Origin of the sequence: Vibrio hibernica (assembly GCF_015223435.1) — a bacterium.
Classification (GTDB): domain Bacteria; phylum Pseudomonadota; class Gammaproteobacteria; order Enterobacterales; family Vibrionaceae; genus Vibrio; species Vibrio hibernica.
Genome location: NZ_VHKO01000047.1, coordinates 1 through 19389, shown reverse-complemented (window position 1 = coordinate 19389; position 19389 = coordinate 1). Strand labels below are relative to the sequence as shown.

The following is a 19389-nucleotide window of genomic DNA, read 5'->3' as shown; positions in this document are numbered from 1 at the left end:
TATTCTCTGGCATTTAGAAAAGTTTTAATGCCCGTACGTTATAAAAACACATAATTCCTTACTTTTCACCGTTGTCAAGCCCCTCCCGGTGAACGCTTACACAACTATGAACAAAACATTTTTGAGCATTGCAGTATTCTCCACGCTTCTCTTAACTCCTACGCAATGATCAATAGTAAGACAGTTGATACAACCTACTATGAGCATAACGAAGTTGTACGTTTTGAATCTGAGCGATATGGTTCTTGTACCGGTACTTTGATCGCGCATAAGTGGATTTTAACAGCTGATCACTGTATTGGTGGCGGTAGTATGGGGTGGTTCTCGCTTGTACTTTTAGGTTGTTTAGTTCGTAACCGTTGCAAAATAGTTAAAACAAAAAGACAAATCTTACAGGTTGGTCATTTTGTTTGATAAATCAGCTGGTATCGACTGATTTCATTTTTTCTGAATAGAGGTTTTTACCTCTTCCGTATCAATCTGCTCCGCAACCTGGTGCTGAGTTAAACCCGTAGTATTACGCTTTTTGATAAGGTCATTGATGAGCTTAAATTCTGGCTCTAGCCTATCATACTCTTGCTTTAGCTTGGGGTTCGCGAATGCTTTAGCTTTAAGCTTTTCTAGTTTACAACTCATTTTTAATTTCCCTCATTCGATGCTTGTAGATAGATGTACCATGGCTAAGTATGGCACATCTTTCTGGGGTACATCTGATAGATTATTTCCGTTTTAACTGTCAGCACTAAGCTGTTATACCGGATATGGATAGTGTATAAACGTCATCCCACTGGATTGGAAAGTTGAAAATGCATCTTTACTTACGATGACGCATTGTCTTCTTTCTAAGTCTACTATCACAACTCTATTCTCAGCATAACCGACAAGACAGCTTGGATTTAGGGCTTGTTGATGTTGCGCTATTAGGAGTGATTGCGTTAGTAGTAAGTGCTTATACCATATGTTGGGTTGACTTATCGCAGTCTTTCTACAGCAGCAATTAACGGAAGCCAGCCAAAATTTTATCAATGACAACTCAGGATATTCCTGATGTAATTTTAGATCCCATTGATACTCAATTTCGTGATGATGATATATTTTTATGCTCTCAGATAGAGGTTTCCATAATGATGGGTTATTCCGCCAAACTTGCCAAGTATGTTGAGCATATAGCGACAGCTCATCTTCTAATTCTGGAGTCGGATTATTTGAAAAGGGCACTTCTGATATCCACCAAATAGCTTGTGCTTCTTCATCGAGTAATCCCAATGCTATTTTATCGAGAAGATTTATATTGGGAGAGTCTACACTCAATCTCATTTTTAATTTCGATATTTGTTGTTCTAGTGTTGCTAGCTGTTGTTTATCCATCATTTATTCCCCCGCCATCAATCGCGAAAAAGCCGAACCATCTCTACCCGTCGCATTGACGACATAAGGCGCATAAATATCAAACAGCATCTTAGTGTTGCTGTGTCCTAACATTCGTGAGATGTAAACTGGATTTTCAAGTGCCGCCATATGTAGGACCGCAGCGGTATGTCTTGTTTCGTAAGGACGACGCCTTTCCAATCCTGCTTTTTCTAATGTCGGATACCAAAGATTTCTCGCCACATAATGACAGCTTAAAGGGCGATCTTTTAAGTCGGTAAACACCACATCATCTTGATGATTTTTGGTTTCAACCACTCTTTTTAAGGCCTGATATACCTGCTCACTCATTTTTATTTCTCGACGAGATTTTGGGGTTTTCACATCGGAGAATTTTCCTTGAACCCAGTTTTGTCTAATTTTTATAAGTCGATGTTCAAAGGCTAAATGTTTGACTTGAAGTCCGTGGATCTCACAGCTTCTCATTCCGGTATAGAAGCGAACTAAATAGTAGTCATACCATTGTGGATCCACATGTTCCATAAATCGTTGTAGTTGCTCTTTGGTTAATGGGCTCGATTCAGCGGCCGTTTCTCGTAATCGTTTATAGCGTCGAAATGGATAGTCAAATTTCAGCTCTTCAGAGGCAACACTAATGATCGAAATTAAAGGGCCAACGAGTGCATTAACTCTTTTCGTGCTAAGTAAGGGACAACCGTCTGATTTTTCTTTATTGGCCAAAGATTCTCGAAAATATTCAACTTGTTTTAAGGTGATTTCATTAATCAATGTATTGCCAAAAAATGGGATAAGGTAGCGTTGAATATCCCCTGAGATGGCTTTGGTGTAAGAGCTAGACCATCGATGAGTTTGACGTTCAATCCATTCACAGGCGTAATCATCGAAATAGGGGTAAAGCATATCTGGGCTTTTTTCACGACGCAGTGCTTCAAATTTGGCGACTTTTTTACTGTCAGGGAAAAAATCACGGTATTCAAATGTCTTAAGTTCAAGCTCAGCATTTATTTGTTTTACAGTGGCTTTCGCAATCTTGATGTTTTTTGGTGTAGCCGGCATTTTTGATGTTTCACGAAAACGGACACCAAATACATGCAGATCATACTGAATGATACCATTTGGTCGGATACGGTAATTAGCCATATAAAGTCTCCATTATTTAGAGGTGTCTTTGCCAAATGGAGTCCGCTAAAATACTCACACTGGCTTGACTGGGTTAAACGCTTTAGCAGCTAGTACGAGGCAAAGGGGTGGCACCCCCTTTGTCTCAACTACTTTTTCTTTACTTACGCATCTATCCTACCCGTGTTTTTTTTAATGCAAGTCTTCACCAAAACGCATGGTTACATTTAAATTCTCATTGTCTTTTGTTAAATAACCTTTTGATTGTAATTGAATTTTTCTTGTTTTGTTTTTCTGTCCTTTCTTGGTTTTTCCTTCTTTTTTTATCGCCCTCGAGTTATTGAAATGTTTTGTAACATTTTAGTTGGGGTTTTTTATGTTCAAAATTCTGATTTTGCACATTTAGAGATATAGGTAATGACAAAAGAGAAAGTTACATGATTGACCAAATAGCCATCGAATTTATATCCATTTCTAAATTAGTGCGTTTAACCCCTCTGAACCCAGATCCAGAGCAGGTGAATTATTTAATACGATGCCATAGGCAGGTTGGATGTGATGAATTGATCGTTAGGATAAAGCGGAGCATCTTTCCCGTAAAAGTACTGACACATAAAAGAGATCTGTATGCGTTAGAGTCATTTTCAGAGCTGGAGTTGTTGAGCCTAGTAGAGCCTGATTGCAAATGTGAGGTTGCTATCCTTGGTAAGGCGAAAACATTGAATGATCTCCAAACCCGTATTGCCGATCACCTTTATTTTAAAGCCAGTGCGTCATATGGGCCAAAAGCTCTATATGGTTTGGAAAAGTATTGGCAAGAAACATTTAACTATCATCCACTCATGCCTCAATCAGATTACGTCAAAATATTAGGATGTAATCGCTCTACGTTGTCGAGAGAAAGCCGAGAGATTGAGTCGTATGTTTCTAGTTTGCAGAACAATGAAAACCTCGATGAACATTTAGATCTAAACACCAATATAGATACTGATTTTTCGTGGGATTCTCTGACTTCACATATACCCGATGCCCCCGTTCAATCCGTTAAACATTCGGGAGGTGAACATGAGGAATGAAGCCACCGAGCTCAAACATCAGGATTTATCGATTTTCTGTGACGATTATTATTCTTATTTAACGGCATCAAAAATAGTTGACGCTTCTATTACTCTTGCGAGTTGGCGAGAAGGTGTCAAAGCGGTAAACGACCTATGCCCTTTAACCTCTGATTTACTCTCAAGAAGAACCTCATATCAAGTATTGCAAAAATGGCATCAAGTCACCTCGGGGATAGTTACCAATCGCAATGTTCTTAAAAAGCGGATCAATAAAAGAATGGCCTTTACGATAGGTAAGTTTAGGCATTTTCATCGTTATATGTCGCAGTCGTCTTCATTAGAAAATGAGGCCGTGGTAAATACTCACAATTTGTATATTAAAAGATCGGATCTGCATTCTTATCTTACTCATTACCCACTTTTTTCGACCTTGCTACTTATTGTATTTAATCGTGAGGAGCTCAAAGCGTCTTTAGTCCATCAGCAAGTTTTATCTATGCTCGAACAGACAGATGTACAGTGGTGGCTTCTGCTGTTGGCAAGGTTAAAAGAGTACGGTGCAGAACTGCATTACCCTCTGTGTTTAGCTTTTGATAAAGCGCGAAAAAATCTTCCTTCAATTTGGAAAAAAGTACCTTTATCCGTCTTGAAGGAAGCTTCGCTAAATGAACTATTCCATCTTTGCCAAGCAAACCCAGAATTGGTCGATTTAGCGGGGTATTTTCAGGCAAAGCCGAAAACTTTTCGCAATAAGAACCGCCCAATTTATCAAGCTATTAATCAGCATCAGAGAAATATGATGATAGATGGCTATGACGTCAATATACATACACCAACCGATATCGATGGAGAGTACTCAGAGCAATCCATTTCAATAGCAGAAGACGCGACTTCAACGGCTACCAATAAGGAGGAGCTCACGACTAAGCAAGCGAGATTAAAATTTCATGTTGAAACAGCAGGGATGGCAAATGCTTGTCGACGGGCGAACAAAAGACTGCCGATGGATAACCTAGTTTTAACGGTCGATGAGTTTTCTACTTGGTTAAACTACAACGCGCCAGAGTTAATGAGAGGGGAGCTTAAAAATTTAGATAAAGCTCAGAGAAGGCATTGGTTCTTGTTTTTTCTCAAAGTACTTGGAATTAAAGATTTTGCTTGGGTTCTGATCAACAAAAAAGCGAAAGAGTCTAGTTCCAAAATGCCAAAGCAAATAGTTTATGAGCGTAAGCAACGGCAGGGGAATTGCTGGTTACTCTTACCGTGTGATCTGTTTAAAGGTAAGCAACCATCGATGGGTTCGAAGCAATACTATTCTTCACAAACGGTTTTAAAAGGGACCTTAGAGCTCCCATTACCTTGGCCAATGCAATCACTTTTTCAGCTGATTTTGCAGGATCTTCCTGCACAAAAGCGCCATAAGATATCGTTATTAGAAGCTTTTCAGATCACAGAAGAAGAACACAAAAAATGGCTAAGAGAGTTGTTATCTCAATCTAGGCATGTATTTCCTTTTAAAGTGACCGGTAGTCGGTTGTTTCAGACATTTCATCGATTTTGTGGTGATAAAACTCCGCACGTCCTACTGGATTATTTATCCGAACAAGGCAGTGTTCAGATGCATTATATCAATGCTGAACTCGAGGTTATGCCAAATCTTATTCATCGATCTTGGTATAAATTTTTAGAAGCTCTAGGCCGAAAGGAACTACTGGAATGGAACTCTGAAAGTGCATTCACCACAATAAATCGCGAAACCTATCACGATCAATTTGGCTCTGCGATCACATTGCGTAAAGAAGTTCATCTGAGTATATCTGAAAGATTGTTGCAGTTAATCAATAACACAACTGAAAAATTACAGAGAGCCTTCTATGGTTATGCCAACCAAACCATTCAACAAAGCTCAGCGATTGCCACGTGCTTATCTCAATATAGCGAAATATCCGCTTTGTATGTTCACATTCGGTGCGCCACTGAACTTGGCCTTCGTCCGGTAAAATCACCATATCCCTGCATGAAAGATTGTGCACATGAGATTGGATTATGGACGGTGCAAGACAAGCGGAGTCATCATGAAGATGAGTGGCGGCTATTGGTATTAAGCGAGCCGTTAAAAGCGCTCGTTATGGCTTACTGGCGTTTTCAATCGGCTTTTCAGCTTATGAGTACATCTTCACAAGATCGGCAAGAACAACCCATTGTGACGGTTTTTGATGGTGAGCATTGGTGCTCATTAGATCCAAAACAAGTCGCACGTTTATTCAAGCTTTATCTAAGCGATTTAGAACCAGGTACTTTCCGCCATGTCTCAGCACGAATTGTGTTTGAAGGGGCAAATACCAAGCATGACAGTGATTTTTCGCAAGCGGAATTGAATGTCTTAATGAACCACTTTGAACGGGGACAAAGTCCTTTATCGTCTTATCAGCTTTCGTCTATTCCTCAATTAGCAGAGAGGCAAAGGAGAGTGTTAGAGCGGGAGTTTTCAACGCTTTTTAACGCAAGGACTGACAAGAAAGTCATTGAGAGCTTAGAGAGAATTACTGAGGAGGGGCGATATGTTATTTCATGAATGGGTTAATTTTTTTGAAAATCGTCTTTCTTTTCCTTCAAAACTTCATAAAGACGCCGTACTTACTGTGCTCACTCGTATTGATAGTCAGTGTCCTGCATTGCTTGATGCAAAGCGCTTGAAGTCAGATTCAGCGATTTCATCTCAAAGCAAACCACTTTCGTTAGCGGTGCAAAGTAGGGCAGAGCTTGAAATTACAACAGCCATTTTAGATGGCTTATTTGAAGAGCATGTTCAGCGTCGTAATACGTTAATTGCTCCCGTCGTTCGTATGCCTTTACCTCGAGAAAAACCGGTGTTTAATACCAATCAGTTGCCTGTTTATTTCATTGAGATGCTGGTTGAGCAGCTACATGAAAAGTTAAAGGAGCCAGTGTTAATGACAGAAAATCACTTATTGAATGGAGCAATAGAAGAACCTTCTGCTTACGCTGGACAGCTCTTGTTGATGGTGGCCTATCAAACGGGTCTAACAAAGCTAAATGAATTGTATGAATTAGTGAACGTTCATCACGATACGGCGACTTCGATTGCCGACTTGGCCGTCATTAGCGTGTATTTACCAACTAGTCACCGCAGGCTTTACCTGCATGGAACGTCATTACTCGCATGGAAATCATTACTCCCCTTGTGCGCCAGTGTTAAAACATTAACGGAATCGAAGCTCAATAAGTGGATTAAAAGTGCCTTAAATTTGTGGGTTGCAAGCGCTTGTGATTCAGTTAACAAAGAGATCTTAGACGGATATTTAGCGCCAAAAGAGTCAGCTGTATTGAAAAGTATTGGCTTGCTTCACCACAGTGTTGGATTGCAAGAATTATGGCGACATAACCATGCTTTAGATGAAGTGTCATTTATTCGAGCAATGACAGGGCAAATCATCAAACATCATGATTATAGTGACGGCCAAATTATTGATAATAAATGTCTTAATGATCCTGTTGAGTACAAGAAAAATACTGGCATTGGGTCTGTGATAAAGACAGGCGGTGAGAAAAATAACGTGAAAACACCGGGTTCAATATTTGTTCAAGAGGCGCAATACCATGCTCAATTACTTGATATATTGCAGCGTTATCGAGAGGCCGATCCTAAAGAAACGAGAAAGTCTTCAGCTTTTTCTAAGGCTAAAGAAGATGTGATTGCGCTGTCTGAGAGGCAACTTTCATGGCGAAGTCGATTATTGATTGATTGGCTAATATCTTTATTCATCCATGGCTCAGCATGGAAAACAAAGCTAGCGGTAAGCTCCTTGCTGACCTACCACTCGCGGATCAAAACTTTCATGAAGCATGCTTGGTTTGATTTATCCATACTTGAAACTGATCTTGAGACATTTACTCAAGCTTGTCAGATTGGAATTGATCACTTTGAGGATGTTAATAGCCAATATACGGTGGCCCGCTTCTTACGGTATTGTTTAAAATACAATGGGTTTCCTGCTATTGATTTAGACATCTTTGATTTGGTCAATGCCTCAGGGAAAGTACGAGTTAATTACCTTCCTCCGCTCATGTTCGATGAATGCTGTCAAAGTTTCCTAAAAGGTAAAGGGGTACTCGAAAGGGAACTTATTGTGTTTATGGCACTGTGTTACTACGCTGGCCTTCGTGAAGATGAAGCCCTCCATTTAAAATGCCGTGATATCTATTGCGATACCGGAATGCTGTATATAACAGATGAAAAAAAACGTAAGACATTTCACGCTGTTCGTAAAATTCCGTTATTTTTATTGCCAGATGATGCTTTGACGTTTTGTCTTGAACATTGTGAACAAGTATCGCAGCTATATGGTGAGCAAGCTTATATTTTTCAGTCTTGGAATGAGGATGGAGGAAGATATGTCTATCAAAATCTGGAAAATCAGTTTATTGGGCATTGCCGTCGACATTGTCAAGATCCACGCATTGTGACTCATATCTTTCGACATTGCGCCGCCAATAATTGGGTGATTTTGTTGTCATTGATTAGCTTCGATTTACCAATGACAAGAGTGCCTTATTTTCTAAAGCATGAATTATTTTCTAAAGAAAAACGAAAGCAAGTTAAGGAGTATTTCCAGTCATTTAATCAGCCTTTGTCTCTTTATTTTCCTATATTGGATTGGGTGAGTGATAAGATTGGGCATGCAAGTCCATCAACGATGTTTGGGGTTTACTTACACCTGATTGATTGGGTTGAATGGCAGATATCATCAGCAGAGCGTCCACTCTCAAAGTCCTTACTTGTGCAGTGGGCGAGCGATTCTAATTATGGTTATGAACTCGTTAAATCCCTAAGCTCACCATGTGACGATAAGCCTGAGAAAGCCTTACTTTTATTACAGGAGATCGCTGAATTTGTTCAACGCAAGCTTCCGAATAAACAGTGTTTCAAAGTCTTAGAGCCTAAAGGGTTGGATAAGCAACGGAATATTCAAAGTGGCCTGACATTCTCTGATTTTGTTTATCAAATAAGCTGGTTGCAGCAAGGTGCACACGATAAGACCGTTAACAAGAGTTTACTTGATTGGTGCCAACAAGCCTCGGCTATTCCAGAAACTATTAATCTTAAAGTGAACCAACGAGCGCCCTGGTTGCGTTTGTGTCAGAAGCTTGATTTGATTTCCAGTAAGGATGAGCACAGATTTAAGCGCCTTTCAGCTCAATCTATGAAATTTTTACGCTATTTTATTCCGGATAAGGCGATATCTAAAAAGTCTGATCTTCGAAGTATCCTTGTGTTCTATGAGAGTCTTGGAATGAGTGGCTTAACAGTCAAAATCATCAGCGATGATTTGAAATCAAAAGAAGCTCAGCACTGGCAGGAACTCATTGAACACAAAGGTCACTCTGTGCATTGGGTTATGGAGGGGGATAAGTGTTTAAAGGCGTCGTTACGACCCTATAATTATCGCTGGCCTTTGTGGGACAACTTCTTAGAGATTGCCCAATACATTCAAGCATATCATTCGTATATACAGTTTAAAGCCACTAGGACGAATGATAGTAAAGGCTTGATTGATAGCATGAGCCTTCTCGCTCACAAGGAGGCTTTATGATGGCAGGATCATGGGTGATATTGGATAAAAATGGTCGACATAAGTTTATTAAATTCATTGCCACTGCGCTGGTTGATAATAAATTTTGCAATTTATTATTAACCATTAAACCGTATCAAAGTGAGCTTCATATATCGAATCATATTGGGTGTTTATCCGGTGTACATGCCAGTTATGTCTGGCCAATCATTGATTCAACAATGAAGTCTGATATGAGTATCGAAGTGCCCGCCAAGAGTTTTTACGCACTTATTGATAAGCTGATCTCATTTGATGGTCACATACAACTAATACAAATAAAACCAGATACATTCCAATTAAAGTCAGTTTATGAATCCAGCACCGATCAGGGGGATTTATTTGGGGAGCTATCATCGGCAGATTTTATTCCTGTGAATGATGTTAAATACTCATTAACCGTGCCGAGTTCATCATATGAGAGTCACAATCAATATTACTTTGATCAAGAATCGCCAATACACTCGCTAACCATAAAGTCATCTGTATTGTTGGGGTATTTAAAACATATCAAGGCGATCAACAATATATCGTTTTCAAATGTGAATAATGATGAATTTACTTCATTTGTTGTCGGCCTCGGTAGCAACGGCAACGATGAAAGCAAGATAATGAAAATTTTGTCAGGGAAAGGGCAAAGTTTAGTGAGCTATGAAGTGGCTATCGACAGTTCAATTGGGCAAGCAGGGCGGTGCCATTTAAATGCCGATCATTTAAGTTATTTAATTGGCATACTCACTCAAGTAAAGAACACCGTCACATTAGAGCTGCATGTTGATAGGCTGATTGTCAGGAATTTAGGCTGGTTTTGTTGTTTTAAAGTGATATTAGCTAATTTTGATCGTGAATCCAGAGAGCGACAGTTACGGCTATTTGACCGATTTGTGGAAGTTGATGCTCCTAAGTATTTATTAGAATCATTAATACGTTTAGATATCACTGAATCAAATGAAAAAAATAAGCTCAAATTGCAGTACAGTCATCAAGAGCCTACACAAATTCATATAGCGATACATAAGGGAACAACGCAGGCCAGTGATGTGTTGACCATACCGACACCATGGTTTGAAGACGATGTCAGTATATCGATTAATGTTCAAGCTTTGAATGAAATCTTAAGGTTTCTGTCAGATGGAGCTTGGATTGGATTTGATAAAAAAACAGATGTTATGCATCTGAGAAGTTGTGATGGTAAATACTATTTTGCACTGCAGTGCATGAGTACTGAGTAAGGCTCATAAATTCTTGCTAGAAGAGGAATAGATAAACAAGGCGACGCCGATATGCTGCCATTTCTAAAATGTTTTTGCCCCAAAGTTTGCTAGGACTAACACTTTCGTTCATTTATTCCCTACACTCTTTGACTTAATTGAATTAATACCACCATTATGATTTAGGTTGCTTATCTGAATTGCCAAAGAGTATGCTATCCAATGAAAAGAACAATGTTGTTTATCGCAGTATTACTATTGTCGCCAGTGGCATCAGCTAAGTGGTTGACGTCTGACAGTACTGATAAAATAACAGGGGAGAGAACAGTCAGTGCGTTCTCATATATTTACAAACAAGATGAAAGCATCGGGATTCGATGTGACGTTACTACGAATCAACGACAACTTATGCTGACATTTGATTCTGATAGCGCTCTAGGCACGCCAAGAACAGACGTAGATATGTTCGTGAAAGTTGATGATAACCAGCCTATTAGCTTCCGTGGGCGGTTGTATACTAACTCCTATCGTTCAGGCTATGTCAGAGCAGATAACAAGATAGAAGCCGAAGTAAGTAAAGTGGTGGCTCAAATGCTCGCTGGTAATAAGGCATATGTAAAGCTCCAGAATGACAGACGTTCAGAAGTAGTCAATTTTACAGTAAGTCTTACTGGGTTTACTGCCAGTTCAAAACAAACAATATCAGCATGTGGATTTAACCCGAAAGCTAAAGAAATTACTCCAGAAGATAAAGCTCGTTTGAGTGAGATCGAGTTAGAACTTAAAAAACTTCAGTCAGAGAAAGATTCTATTCTCTATAAATATTAGTCTTTGAAAAAAGACTGTTAGCACTCTCTTAGGCAAATCGAACATAAGGATGTAAGTAATGAGTTTCGTCGGGGCAAGATGGTGGAAGTTCGATTTTCATACACACACACCAGCTTCTTTTGATTATGGGAAAACAGATAGCAGTTTAAAGGCATCGAAGACCGCAAAAGATTGGCTGTTGGACTATATCGCCAAGGGCATAGAGTGTGTAGCAGTTACAGATCACAATACTGGCGACTGGATTGATAATCTTAAAGATGCGGCAGAAAACTTAAGAGCAGAAGGTTATTCAATTTTCGTCTTTCCTGGTGTTGAGGTTACAGCCAACTCAAACATACATGTTCTGGGTATTTTTGACCCTTGTGCCACTTCAGCAGATATTAGTGCTGTTATCGGAGCATCAAAGTTTCGTGGGACAAAAGGAGATAGTGATTCAGTAGCCGAGGAAAGTGCTGAGAATGTAATAAAAGAAATCATATCAGCTGGCGGCGTTGCCATACCAGCTCATATTGATATGAAGGCAGGACTTTGTCAGCAGCATTCTTCTCACACAATACGGCAAGTCTGCAAACATGCAAATGCCGTTGAAATAATTTTCCCTGATCAAGAGCGAGCTGATGCTCCTTTATCAAGATACACAAATTTAAATGTCGACTTACCATCAATAATTGGCTCTGACGCCCATCACCCTAATGATATAGGGAGAGCTTATACTTGGGTAAAAATGTCTATCCCTTCGATAGAAGGGCTTAAACTGGCTTTGGTTGATGGTTCATCTTCCATAATTCGTTCAGATAACGAAACAACGGATCCAAATACTTCTTCCAACACACTGTTACGCTCTGTGACTATTGAAAATGCTAAATATGCAGGGCGTTCGACTCCTTTGAAAGTGGAATTCAACCCTTGGTTGAATTCCATCATTGGAGGTCGTGGAAGCGGAAAGTCGTCCGTCCTTGAATTTATACGATTAGGTATGGACAGAGCGAAAGACTTTGATGCACTGGATCGCGACAATGAAATTCGTAGATCTTTCGAGAGTTTTACTAAAATATCTGCATCTAGAGATTCTGAAGGAGTAATGCTTGAAAATACGAAAATCAGTTGTATCTATACGAGAGATGAAATTCATTACCTCCTGACGTGGACTAAGGCAAGCAACCACGTTTCAATTTCTCGTTATGATGGTCAGCACTGGATTCCCGAAGAGGGTGAAGCACATTCTCGCTTCCCAATAAAGATTTTTAGTCAGAAGCAGATATTCGACTTAGCTAAAAACCCAAATACGCTTCTTCGTCTTATCGATGAGTCTTCCACTGTTGGTTACCAACAGTGGAAGATGGATTGGTCTGAAAAACACTCCCATTTTCAAACATTGTGCAGTCAAAAAAGGGAGCTTCAATCAAAGTTAGCAAATAAAAGTGTGTTGTTAGGACAGCTTTCTGATGTTAATCAGAAGATAAAAACAATAGAGAACTCTGGTCACACAGACATCCTTAAAAACTATCAAGCATATAGTGGAAAGCGAACGAGTGTTTTGCAATATGAAACTGGTATTGAAGATCTGAAGAACCAAGTCGAGTCAATATCCAATGCTTCTGCTATTCCTGCAATAGATGACATTGCATTTGATTCGCAGTCGGAAAATGAATCAAAAGTTCTTACCAAGTTACAAAACTTGAATGGGGCAGCACAATCTTTTAAAGAGGCTATTGCGCAAGCAGTGGCTTCACTTGGAAATGAATTAACACAGTTTAGAGGCTGGTATAGTGAGTCTGACTTCAATAAGTCTCATCTTGAAGTTATTAGAAAATACGAAGAGTTAATTGAAAGATTGCGTAGCGAAGGAATTGATAATCCCTCTGATTATGCAAGACTAATTGATGAACGGGATACCATTAATAAATCACTAAAAGCAATGGAGCTGGTAACCTCTCAGATAAGCGAGGCCGATTCTTTAATCAATTCTGCATATCATGAAATTATAGAATGCAGGAAAAAATTAACAGTAAATCGTTTAGAATTCTTAAAGCAGCACTTGTCTGGAAACTCGTCCATTAAAGTTGATTTAGATCCTTTTTCAGATATAGACCACATGGAAGAATCATTTAGAGGTGTAATTGGGCGTTCTGATAACGCTTTTGCTGCTGATATTTTTGATTTGGATCGCGGGTGTGGCTTTCTTTACAGTTTAAACAAAGAATTATTGGCCACAACAAGCTCTGGCAATTCAAACAACCTAGAGCCTTGGCTATCTATAATTCATGACTTCAAGTCTCAGGTGTTTAACTTTAGGTCTGGTGAAATCCAAGGAGCTAAGATTGGAAAAAGATTTTCTGAATTCATGGCTAACTTGCAGCCTCAAAGCTTTGATCAAATAAATACGTGGTTTCCTGAGGATAAATTGTCCATAAAATTTAATGACGGCAATAGATTTAAGGATGTTTCACAAGGTTCAGCTGGACAAAAGGCCTCGGCTATTTTGTCATTTTTATTATCTTATGGAACTGAACCGCTCGTTTTAGATCAGCCTGAAGATGACCTTGATAATGGCTTGATTACAAGCTTGATCGTTTCGAAATTACATGAAAACAAAGCAGACAGACAAATAATTGTCGTCACTCACAACCCTAATATCGTAGTAAACGGTGATTCAGAGTATGTTATTGCTCTAGAAGATCGAGGCCAAATAAATCCAGTCGCATCTGGCGCATTGCAAGAAGTAAATGTTAGGAAGAATGTATGTGAAATTATGGAAGGTGGTGAGATAGCACTCCAACAACGCTACAAGAGAATGTTTAATGTTTAACTTAAGCAAATAGGCACTCAGACGCAGCAAAGCTGCGCCGGTGTTTGAGGCATTATGCGTACTAGTTTCAAGGATTAATTAAATTGAAAGGGAATTGTTTGTGTGGAGTGATCTCGTTTGAGTTGTCAGGCGTTTTACCACTCATTTATCAATGCCATTGCTCATTGTGTCGCAAAGTGTCGGGTTCTTCATCCAACTCAGCTTTGATTGTCAAAGTGTCAAATTTTAAATGGTGCTCTGGCGAGCATCAAATTAAGTCTTTCTCTACTAATTCAGGCTTTAAATCTGAGTTTTGTTCTCAATGTGGTAGCCCAGTGCCTAATATCAGCTCAAGCGGCGATTCATATTGGGTACCTGCTGGCTTGCTGTCCGAGCCTGTCGATACAAAAGTTGCTGCTCATGTTTATGTCGATTCTCATGCAAACTGGGACGTGGGGTTCTTAAACGACGGAATTCCGCAATTTAAAACAATACCAAGTGAACAAGATTGGCTAGAGCTACGACGGTAGCGCACGCATAACGAACGTTCAAGGAATCAACATACTTTTTCTAATCTGACAGAAGAGCTGTAGAGCATCAGTCCTAAAACGTTTGTGTCCATCTTCGAGCTAGCTTATTTTGGCTAGCTCAATTCTGCCCCAAAGCCATTTAGTGAATAAACCTATAAACACCTGTACATCATGGTTAGCAATATTTTTACATTACGGCGTAAGTAAACTGATTACTATCATCGTTGCCTATTAAAAGCGACGTAGGATGATTTTATTAAAAAAATGGTTGACTCAATAGGTAGTCCGTTATCACATCGTATTGCGATGGGTTTTGTTCGCCATGCTAAAAGCTGTTCCAGCGTGCGAATAACTCTTAAAGCTGGTAAAGAAAAACCGGCTTCAATCGCTAAACCTTCACGGCGATAGTCATCTATAACATTAAATAAGCGATAATTTCGCCCATCTGATAGTTGATCGTGCATAAAATCTATCGACCAAACTTGATCAGAGCGAAGTGGCTCTTTTAATGGCTCGGGTTTATTACGCTTTAATCTCCGACGAGGCTTAATTCGGAGGTTTAAGGCTAACTCACAATAAATACGATAAACGCGTTTATGATTCCAACTGTAACCTTTTACATTGCGTAAGTAATCAAAGCACAACCCAAAGCCCCAATTGAGCGGAAGATTACAGGGCTTGATTTTCCGATACATATTGGTGCTTATTGTATCGATTTTCCGATACATATTAGTGCTCATTGTATTAATTTCTCGATACATTGTTTGGGTTGAAACAAGTAGCGAGAAAATATTTTAGGCACTACACTATTTATAACAGAGTCGATTTATTAAATAGTAACATGCTCTAATTGACCCAAATAGTTGATTCTGCTAAATATCCATTCAGCTACTTTCTCTACGTGCTCTGGCAGCATGAAACTATTACGGTAAATATCGAGAATTGCCTCTTGCTTAGCACACAAATCTTTGATCATTTTAGTCGCTAGTTTAGGGTTGAGACCAATATTTTGTGCGAAGGTTAAAAAGTCATAGCCGGTGTAGGTACTATGTGATTGATAGCCACTGGTATTGCAATTATCGCCTTCTTCACTAGCGAGAAGAGGTAATGCTAATGGGCTCTCGTTTGCGATGTAGCCTGGATAAGGCGCTATAGACACGTAATCATAGATTGGCGCGAGTCGAGTGTTCTCCTGTTCCGGTAGCAGTAAACCAATATTTCTAAGGTGCAGGTCATTATTACCGAGAAAGTAGGCGACGAGTATTCGGTTAAATAGTTCTTTTTTAAAGTTTAAGCTGCCGTCTACTTTATTAATTAAGAACTTACAGGCTTGCTCGTAGCTCACATATCCCTCGGCATCGCCTTCTGTCTTCCCGTACTTCTCCCGTACACCCATTGCGGCATCCAGCTGCTCCTGATGGATCGCCTCTTCACCTGCGTTTAAGCGGTCATAGCGCCTAATCATAAAGGCGAGTTCACCTTTGCCGTCTTGATCGTTGAACCTAACTAATCCAAATGGAGGTGTATCGAAACCGAGGAATTTCATGACTAACATTGTTGCGTGTTCGTTTTCGGCAAGATGAGGAAATTCTTCTGGTGAAGGCTTGAGAATAAATAGAGCCTTATCCACCGCCACCCCTAGCTGATGATCGTCATTAATCGCAAGAGAAAGCTTTGGTTGATAACCGGAAATACTCATCCCTTTTTGTTTCTTTGGTAACTCCGTAACAAATTCAGCTCGCGAAAAAGGTAATTGGATCTGAAATCGATTTGAACCTAGTAGTTTTTTGATCTCCCCTTTTTTATACTCGACTTGCTCTCTATTTTGCTCATTGAGCTCATCAAGGCTAATAAGACTTCTATTGCTCGGATTCATGGTCTTCTAACCTCAACAGTTGGACAGCGCCAAGTAAATTTTTGCCATTGGATAAAAGCATACCTAGTGGATCGTTTTCATCAATTTTTTGTAGTTCTGAGTAGCGCTTCTTTAGCCATCCTTCGGGGGCAATACTGAGGAAAAAAGGATGGAGTTCTTTACTCTCAAATGGCCCATCGGCGACAGGCATACTCAGCGATAAGCTACGGCCTTTATAACTAGGCTCATATTCGAATATAAAACCTTGTTCATTTTGAGACAATACACCGCAAAACTTACCGTACAAAAGAACTTTTACTTTTCTATCCATATTTTCATTCCTAGTTCACTAGCAACGGCTAAAAAGTTATCTAGCGAAGTCTTACTTGGATCTTTAAGCATTCGTTTTATCGTTGATTTAGAAATATCCGTCTGCAATTCAAGGTCTTCTAATGAGATACTTTTCTTTCGTGATTGCATATCATCAATCAGAGTGTTCGTCTCGTAAATTGAGTAACTTGAAATAGGACGGTTGCTTGAGGTTTCTACGTTGCTAAGCATCTCTTCGAAAACTTCGTGAATGTCGGACTCAAGCTTACTGGTGAGATTGCGAAGTTGTAGCACTTTAGGATTCATAGCGTAACTCCTAGTGTTTCAGATATGGTCCATTTTATTTATTTTTTAAAATATAAGCTCAAAAATAGTCTTTGTAAATGGTTTTTGTTTCACTAGTGACTCTTATGTTTTTTTATTAACATTAATGGCTCATAGGTGAGCCTTTGGTGTTATTCAATTTGGATATTTTACCATCGAGACAAGTGCGTTAGCCTAGGCTACGTAATTAGAAAATGAATTGTGCGACATAAGACGCTATACCGCATGTTATCCATTTTAAAATTCTCTTAATAAAACGCACCATATTGATCAAGAAATCTCTGATGACATGTAGATCATCAAAACACCCCGTGCTGTCGTTATGTGATTGTTCGGTGCCATTTTTGCCACATTCATAGTCAGAAATTTTCGACCCAGAGCGTCTCATTGTTCTGATTTGAGCGACTTTTCTGTCTCAAGAGGATTGAGTGAATCGCTGGGAAGGCTTGGCGGGTAAGGGCTGGAAGAGGAGAGGGGGAGGTTGTCCCAATGGGGCACACTATTGGTTGAAATATCATCACTAATCATCAAGGATGCTGGTTATTTGTCCAGTATATTTTCTCACCGTTATTTTCTTCGATTCTCTTCCTTTATTCCTACTGTCGGTGAACACTAAAGATTCGTACCTGTAGTATTAAATTTCGAAACGTTTAGGTGCTTTTTTGTCGTTGTTAGCCTTTTGAACTGACAAAATTGTTGCCCCAAAAATCAGCTAGAACAAAAACTCTAAAACTGTGACCAATTTTAGTTGACCACTTCAAACGTTTATGCTCCACAAAAAGTAACGGAGGAAAATAGACAGAAAGACTATATGGGTTTTTTCCGTCTATTAAATTGTTAGCCGTATATTTGTAACCCTTCGTTTATGTGATACTATTGTGATACATTATTGATTCGGACTAGGGGTTATCATGAGAGTTGAACTTGTTACGACACTTAAACGTCAAGCGACCAAAATTTTAGCGGATCTCCACATATCTAAAGAGCCAGTGTTAATTACCGAGCATGGTCAACCATCTGCTTATCTAGTCGATGTGGAAGATTATGAATTTATGCAGCAACGAATTGCTATACTTGAAGGTGTTGCGCGCGGTGAACAAGCAATTAAAAATGGTAATGTATTCTCGAATCAAGAAGCAAAAGAGAAAATGAGCCAATGGCTGAAGTAATTTGGACATCACCAGCTCTTGATGATTTGAATGATATAGCTGAATATATTGCTTTAAGTAACATAATCGCAGCTAAAAATCTGGTTCAAAAAGTATTTGATAAAATAGCCAGATTAGAAAATCATCCCGAATCGGGTAAAAAACCACGAGAATTAATTAACTTAAACTATCGAGAAGTTAATGTTAATCCTTGTCGCATTTTCTATAAAGTTGATAATGACAACGTTTATATTTTACATGTCATGCGACAAGAAAGAGATCTACGCAGATTTCTTCTACAGCGGTAAATACGGCTAATCGGGTAGCCGGAGGTATCTAGCCTCCAGCCCCCACACCACCCTGCATGTGGCTCCGCACAGGGCGGTTCATTTAGAACTCCTAACTCACTTTTTGGTTAGGATAATGAACTGCGATCCATCCATCTCTTAGTGAATATAATCCTGCTTTCTTCAGATACTCATTACTCAGCGCTTGCTGTATCCCTGGTGTTTTAGAGCTACGCCATGGGCCTTTACTTGTGATACTACAAGCAACAGCGGCTTGGATTCTGACAACACGTTTAAGAGTTTTATGGAGGTATGGCGTAATGAGCCATCGTGATTTATTTACAGAATTAAGTTCGCTCTTGTTGAAGCAAAAGAGCATTCAAAGGGAAAAATAACCCTTAAAACGCATCAGATCAATGATGTAACTGAACTTGATATTACACCTAATGAAATAGTACATATTCGAGAAAAATTTAATATGTCACGTGGTGTATTTGCTAACTTGCTTCATACATCCTCTCGTACTTTAGAAAATTGGGAGCAAGGGCGAAGCTCACCAAATGGACAAGCAATTACTCTTTTGAAATTAATACAACGTCATATATGGACCCACCCAGTTTGCAAGTGATTTTGAGCGTTTAATAAAATAGTTATTGCCTTCATATATTCGGCTTATTAATAGGGCTTTAATCCCATAGCCTGGATGCAATCTGCTGCTACTTAACTTTATCATCCCGACGGCTTCAAAGAGCCTATGACGCAGGTAGTTTTTAAGTAGCTCAGTTTAACAGTTTATTATCCATTCAAACTCATTTCGCAACTGATGGTGGCTTTGTTGCGTAATTCGATGGAACTAAATGTGTAAGTGATGATCAGATCATTTACATCG

General features: G+C 39.3%; 16 protein-coding genes and 2 pseudogenes. 11 read left to right on the top strand and 7 right to left on the bottom strand.

What is annotated here, in order from left to right:
* Window positions 1-165 precede the first annotated feature (165 nt).
* A complete protein-coding gene (locus FH976_RS16165) occupies window positions 166-414 on the top strand; it encodes a trypsin-like serine protease (RefSeq protein WP_194091285.1) in 249 nt (82 codons plus the stop codon).
* Window positions 415-438: 24 nt separating this feature from the next.
* Here the strand turns inward: FH976_RS16165 and FH976_RS13085 are convergent, their stop codons facing one another.
* The 3 genes from FH976_RS13085 to FH976_RS13075 form a co-directional block, all read right to left on the bottom strand.
* Window positions 439-636 (bottom strand): hypothetical protein, encoded by a 198-nt coding sequence (locus FH976_RS13085; RefSeq protein ID WP_194091284.1) that lies wholly within the window; start codon window positions 634-636, stop codon window positions 439-441.
* 114 nt (window positions 637-750) lie between these two features.
* Window positions 751-1371, bottom strand: coding sequence for a hypothetical protein (locus FH976_RS13080; RefSeq protein WP_194091283.1), 621 nt, complete (start codon window positions 1369-1371; stop codon window positions 751-753).
* The gene (locus FH976_RS13075) at window positions 1372-2529 is read right to left on the bottom strand and encodes a site-specific integrase (RefSeq protein WP_194091282.1); all 1158 of its coding nucleotides are present in this window, start codon (window positions 2527-2529) and stop codon (window positions 1372-1374) included.
* A 416-nt stretch (window positions 2530-2945) separates the two neighbouring features.
* Between FH976_RS13075 and FH976_RS13070 the strand changes: the two genes are divergently transcribed.
* The 7 genes from FH976_RS13070 to FH976_RS13040 all read left to right on the top strand — a co-directional run bounded on the left by FH976_RS13070 (window position 2946) and on the right by FH976_RS13040 (window position 14556).
* Window positions 2946-3584: a hypothetical protein gene (locus FH976_RS13070; protein ID WP_194091281.1), complete on the top strand. Its 639-nt coding sequence runs from the start codon at window positions 2946-2948 to the stop codon at window positions 3582-3584.
* Window positions 3574-6141 (top strand): hypothetical protein, encoded by a 2568-nt coding sequence (locus tag FH976_RS13065; RefSeq protein ID WP_194091280.1) that lies wholly within the window; start codon window positions 3574-3576, stop codon window positions 6139-6141. Before FH976_RS13070 ends, FH976_RS13065 begins: the two co-directional genes overlap by 11 nt.
* Window positions 6128-9181 (top strand): site-specific integrase, encoded by a 3054-nt coding sequence (locus FH976_RS13060; RefSeq protein ID WP_194091279.1) that lies wholly within the window; start codon window positions 6128-6130, stop codon window positions 9179-9181. The genes FH976_RS13065 and FH976_RS13060 overlap by 14 nt, the downstream gene beginning before the upstream one ends.
* Before the next feature lie 20 nt (window positions 9182-9201).
* Window positions 9202-10431 (top strand): hypothetical protein, encoded by a 1230-nt coding sequence (locus tag FH976_RS13055; RefSeq protein ID WP_194091278.1) that lies wholly within the window; start codon window positions 9202-9204, stop codon window positions 10429-10431.
* A gap of 201 nt (window positions 10432-10632) precedes the next feature.
* A complete protein-coding gene (locus FH976_RS13050; protein WP_194091277.1) occupies window positions 10633-11238 on the top strand; it encodes an invasion associated locus B family protein in 606 nt (201 codons plus the stop codon).
* Between the two features lie 58 nt (window positions 11239-11296).
* Window positions 11297-14047: a TrlF family AAA-like ATPase gene (locus tag FH976_RS13045; protein ID WP_194091276.1), complete on the top strand. Its 2751-nt coding sequence runs from the start codon at window positions 11297-11299 to the stop codon at window positions 14045-14047.
* Between the two features lie 83 nt (window positions 14048-14130).
* Window positions 14131-14556 (top strand): GFA family protein, encoded by a 426-nt coding sequence (locus FH976_RS13040; protein ID WP_228767443.1) that lies wholly within the window; start codon window positions 14131-14133, stop codon window positions 14554-14556.
* A 284-nt stretch (window positions 14557-14840) separates the two neighbouring features.
* Here FH976_RS13040 and FH976_RS13035 read toward each other — a convergent pair.
* The 4 genes and pseudogenes from FH976_RS13035 to FH976_RS13020 form a co-directional block, all read right to left on the bottom strand.
* Window positions 14841-15215 (bottom strand): annotated as a pseudogene (locus tag FH976_RS13035) (DDE-type integrase/transposase/recombinase); the annotation flags it as partial.
* 170 nt (window positions 15216-15385) lie between these two features.
* On the bottom strand, window positions 15386-16432 hold the full coding sequence (locus FH976_RS13030; RefSeq protein ID WP_194091275.1) for a type II toxin-antitoxin system HipA family toxin: 1047 nt from the start codon (window positions 16430-16432) through the stop codon (window positions 15386-15388).
* A complete protein-coding gene (locus tag FH976_RS13025) occupies window positions 16416-16742 on the bottom strand; it encodes a HipA N-terminal domain-containing protein (RefSeq protein ID WP_089138389.1) in 327 nt (108 codons plus the stop codon). The genes FH976_RS13030 and FH976_RS13025 overlap by 17 nt, the downstream gene beginning before the upstream one ends.
* On the bottom strand, window positions 16727-17047 hold the full coding sequence (locus FH976_RS13020) for a helix-turn-helix domain-containing protein (RefSeq protein WP_089138390.1): 321 nt from the start codon (window positions 17045-17047) through the stop codon (window positions 16727-16729). The genes FH976_RS13025 and FH976_RS13020 overlap by 16 nt, the downstream gene beginning before the upstream one ends.
* Window positions 17048-17976: 929 nt before the next feature.
* Here FH976_RS13020 and FH976_RS13015 point away from each other — a divergent pair.
* From FH976_RS13015 to FH976_RS13005, 3 genes and pseudogenes are all read left to right on the top strand, one after another.
* A complete protein-coding gene (locus FH976_RS13015; protein WP_194091274.1) occupies window positions 17977-18234 on the top strand; it encodes a type II toxin-antitoxin system Phd/YefM family antitoxin in 258 nt (85 codons plus the stop codon).
* Entirely contained in the window at window positions 18222-18521 is a 300-nt protein-coding gene (locus FH976_RS13010) for a type II toxin-antitoxin system RelE/ParE family toxin (protein ID WP_194091273.1), read from the top strand. Before FH976_RS13015 ends, FH976_RS13010 begins: the two co-directional genes overlap by 13 nt.
* A 299-nt stretch (window positions 18522-18820) precedes the next feature.
* Window positions 18821-19128: pseudogene (locus FH976_RS13005) on the top strand (helix-turn-helix domain-containing protein).
* The last annotated feature ends 261 nt before the right edge of the window (window positions 19129-19389 follow it).

Excerpts from the sequence above, each read along its gene's own strand:
- FH976_RS16165 (WP_194091285.1), top strand. The coding sequence starts at position 166 with ATGATCAATAGTAAGACAGTTGATACAACCTACTATGAGCATAACGAA.
- FH976_RS13085 (WP_194091284.1), bottom strand. The coding sequence starts at position 636 with ATGAGTTGTAAACTAGAAAAGCTTAAAGCTAAAGCATTCGCGAACCCC.
- FH976_RS13080 (WP_194091283.1), bottom strand. The coding sequence starts at position 1,371 with ATGATGGATAAACAACAGCTAGCAACACTAGAACAACAAATATCGAAA.
- FH976_RS13075 (WP_194091282.1), bottom strand. The coding sequence starts at position 2,529 with ATGGCTAATTACCGTATCCGACCAAATGGTATCATTCAGTATGATCTG.
- FH976_RS13070 (WP_194091281.1), top strand. The coding sequence starts at position 2,946 with ATGATTGACCAAATAGCCATCGAATTTATATCCATTTCTAAATTAGTG.
- FH976_RS13065 (WP_194091280.1), top strand. The coding sequence starts at position 3,574 with ATGAGGAATGAAGCCACCGAGCTCAAACATCAGGATTTATCGATTTTC.
- FH976_RS13060 (WP_194091279.1), top strand. The coding sequence starts at position 6,128 with ATGTTATTTCATGAATGGGTTAATTTTTTTGAAAATCGTCTTTCTTTT.
- FH976_RS13050 (WP_194091277.1), top strand. The coding sequence starts at position 10,633 with ATGAAAAGAACAATGTTGTTTATCGCAGTATTACTATTGTCGCCAGTG.
- FH976_RS13045 (WP_194091276.1), top strand. The coding sequence starts at position 11,297 with ATGAGTTTCGTCGGGGCAAGATGGTGGAAGTTCGATTTTCATACACAC.
- FH976_RS13030 (WP_194091275.1), bottom strand. The coding sequence starts at position 16,432 with ATGAATCCGAGCAATAGAAGTCTTATTAGCCTTGATGAGCTCAATGAG.
- FH976_RS13025 (WP_089138389.1), bottom strand. The coding sequence starts at position 16,742 with ATGGATAGAAAAGTAAAAGTTCTTTTGTACGGTAAGTTTTGCGGTGTA.
- FH976_RS13020 (WP_089138390.1), bottom strand. The coding sequence starts at position 17,047 with ATGAATCCTAAAGTGCTACAACTTCGCAATCTCACCAGTAAGCTTGAG.
- FH976_RS13015 (WP_194091274.1), top strand. The coding sequence starts at position 17,977 with ATGAGAGTTGAACTTGTTACGACACTTAAACGTCAAGCGACCAAAATT.
- FH976_RS13010 (WP_194091273.1), top strand. The coding sequence starts at position 18,222 with ATGGCTGAAGTAATTTGGACATCACCAGCTCTTGATGATTTGAATGAT.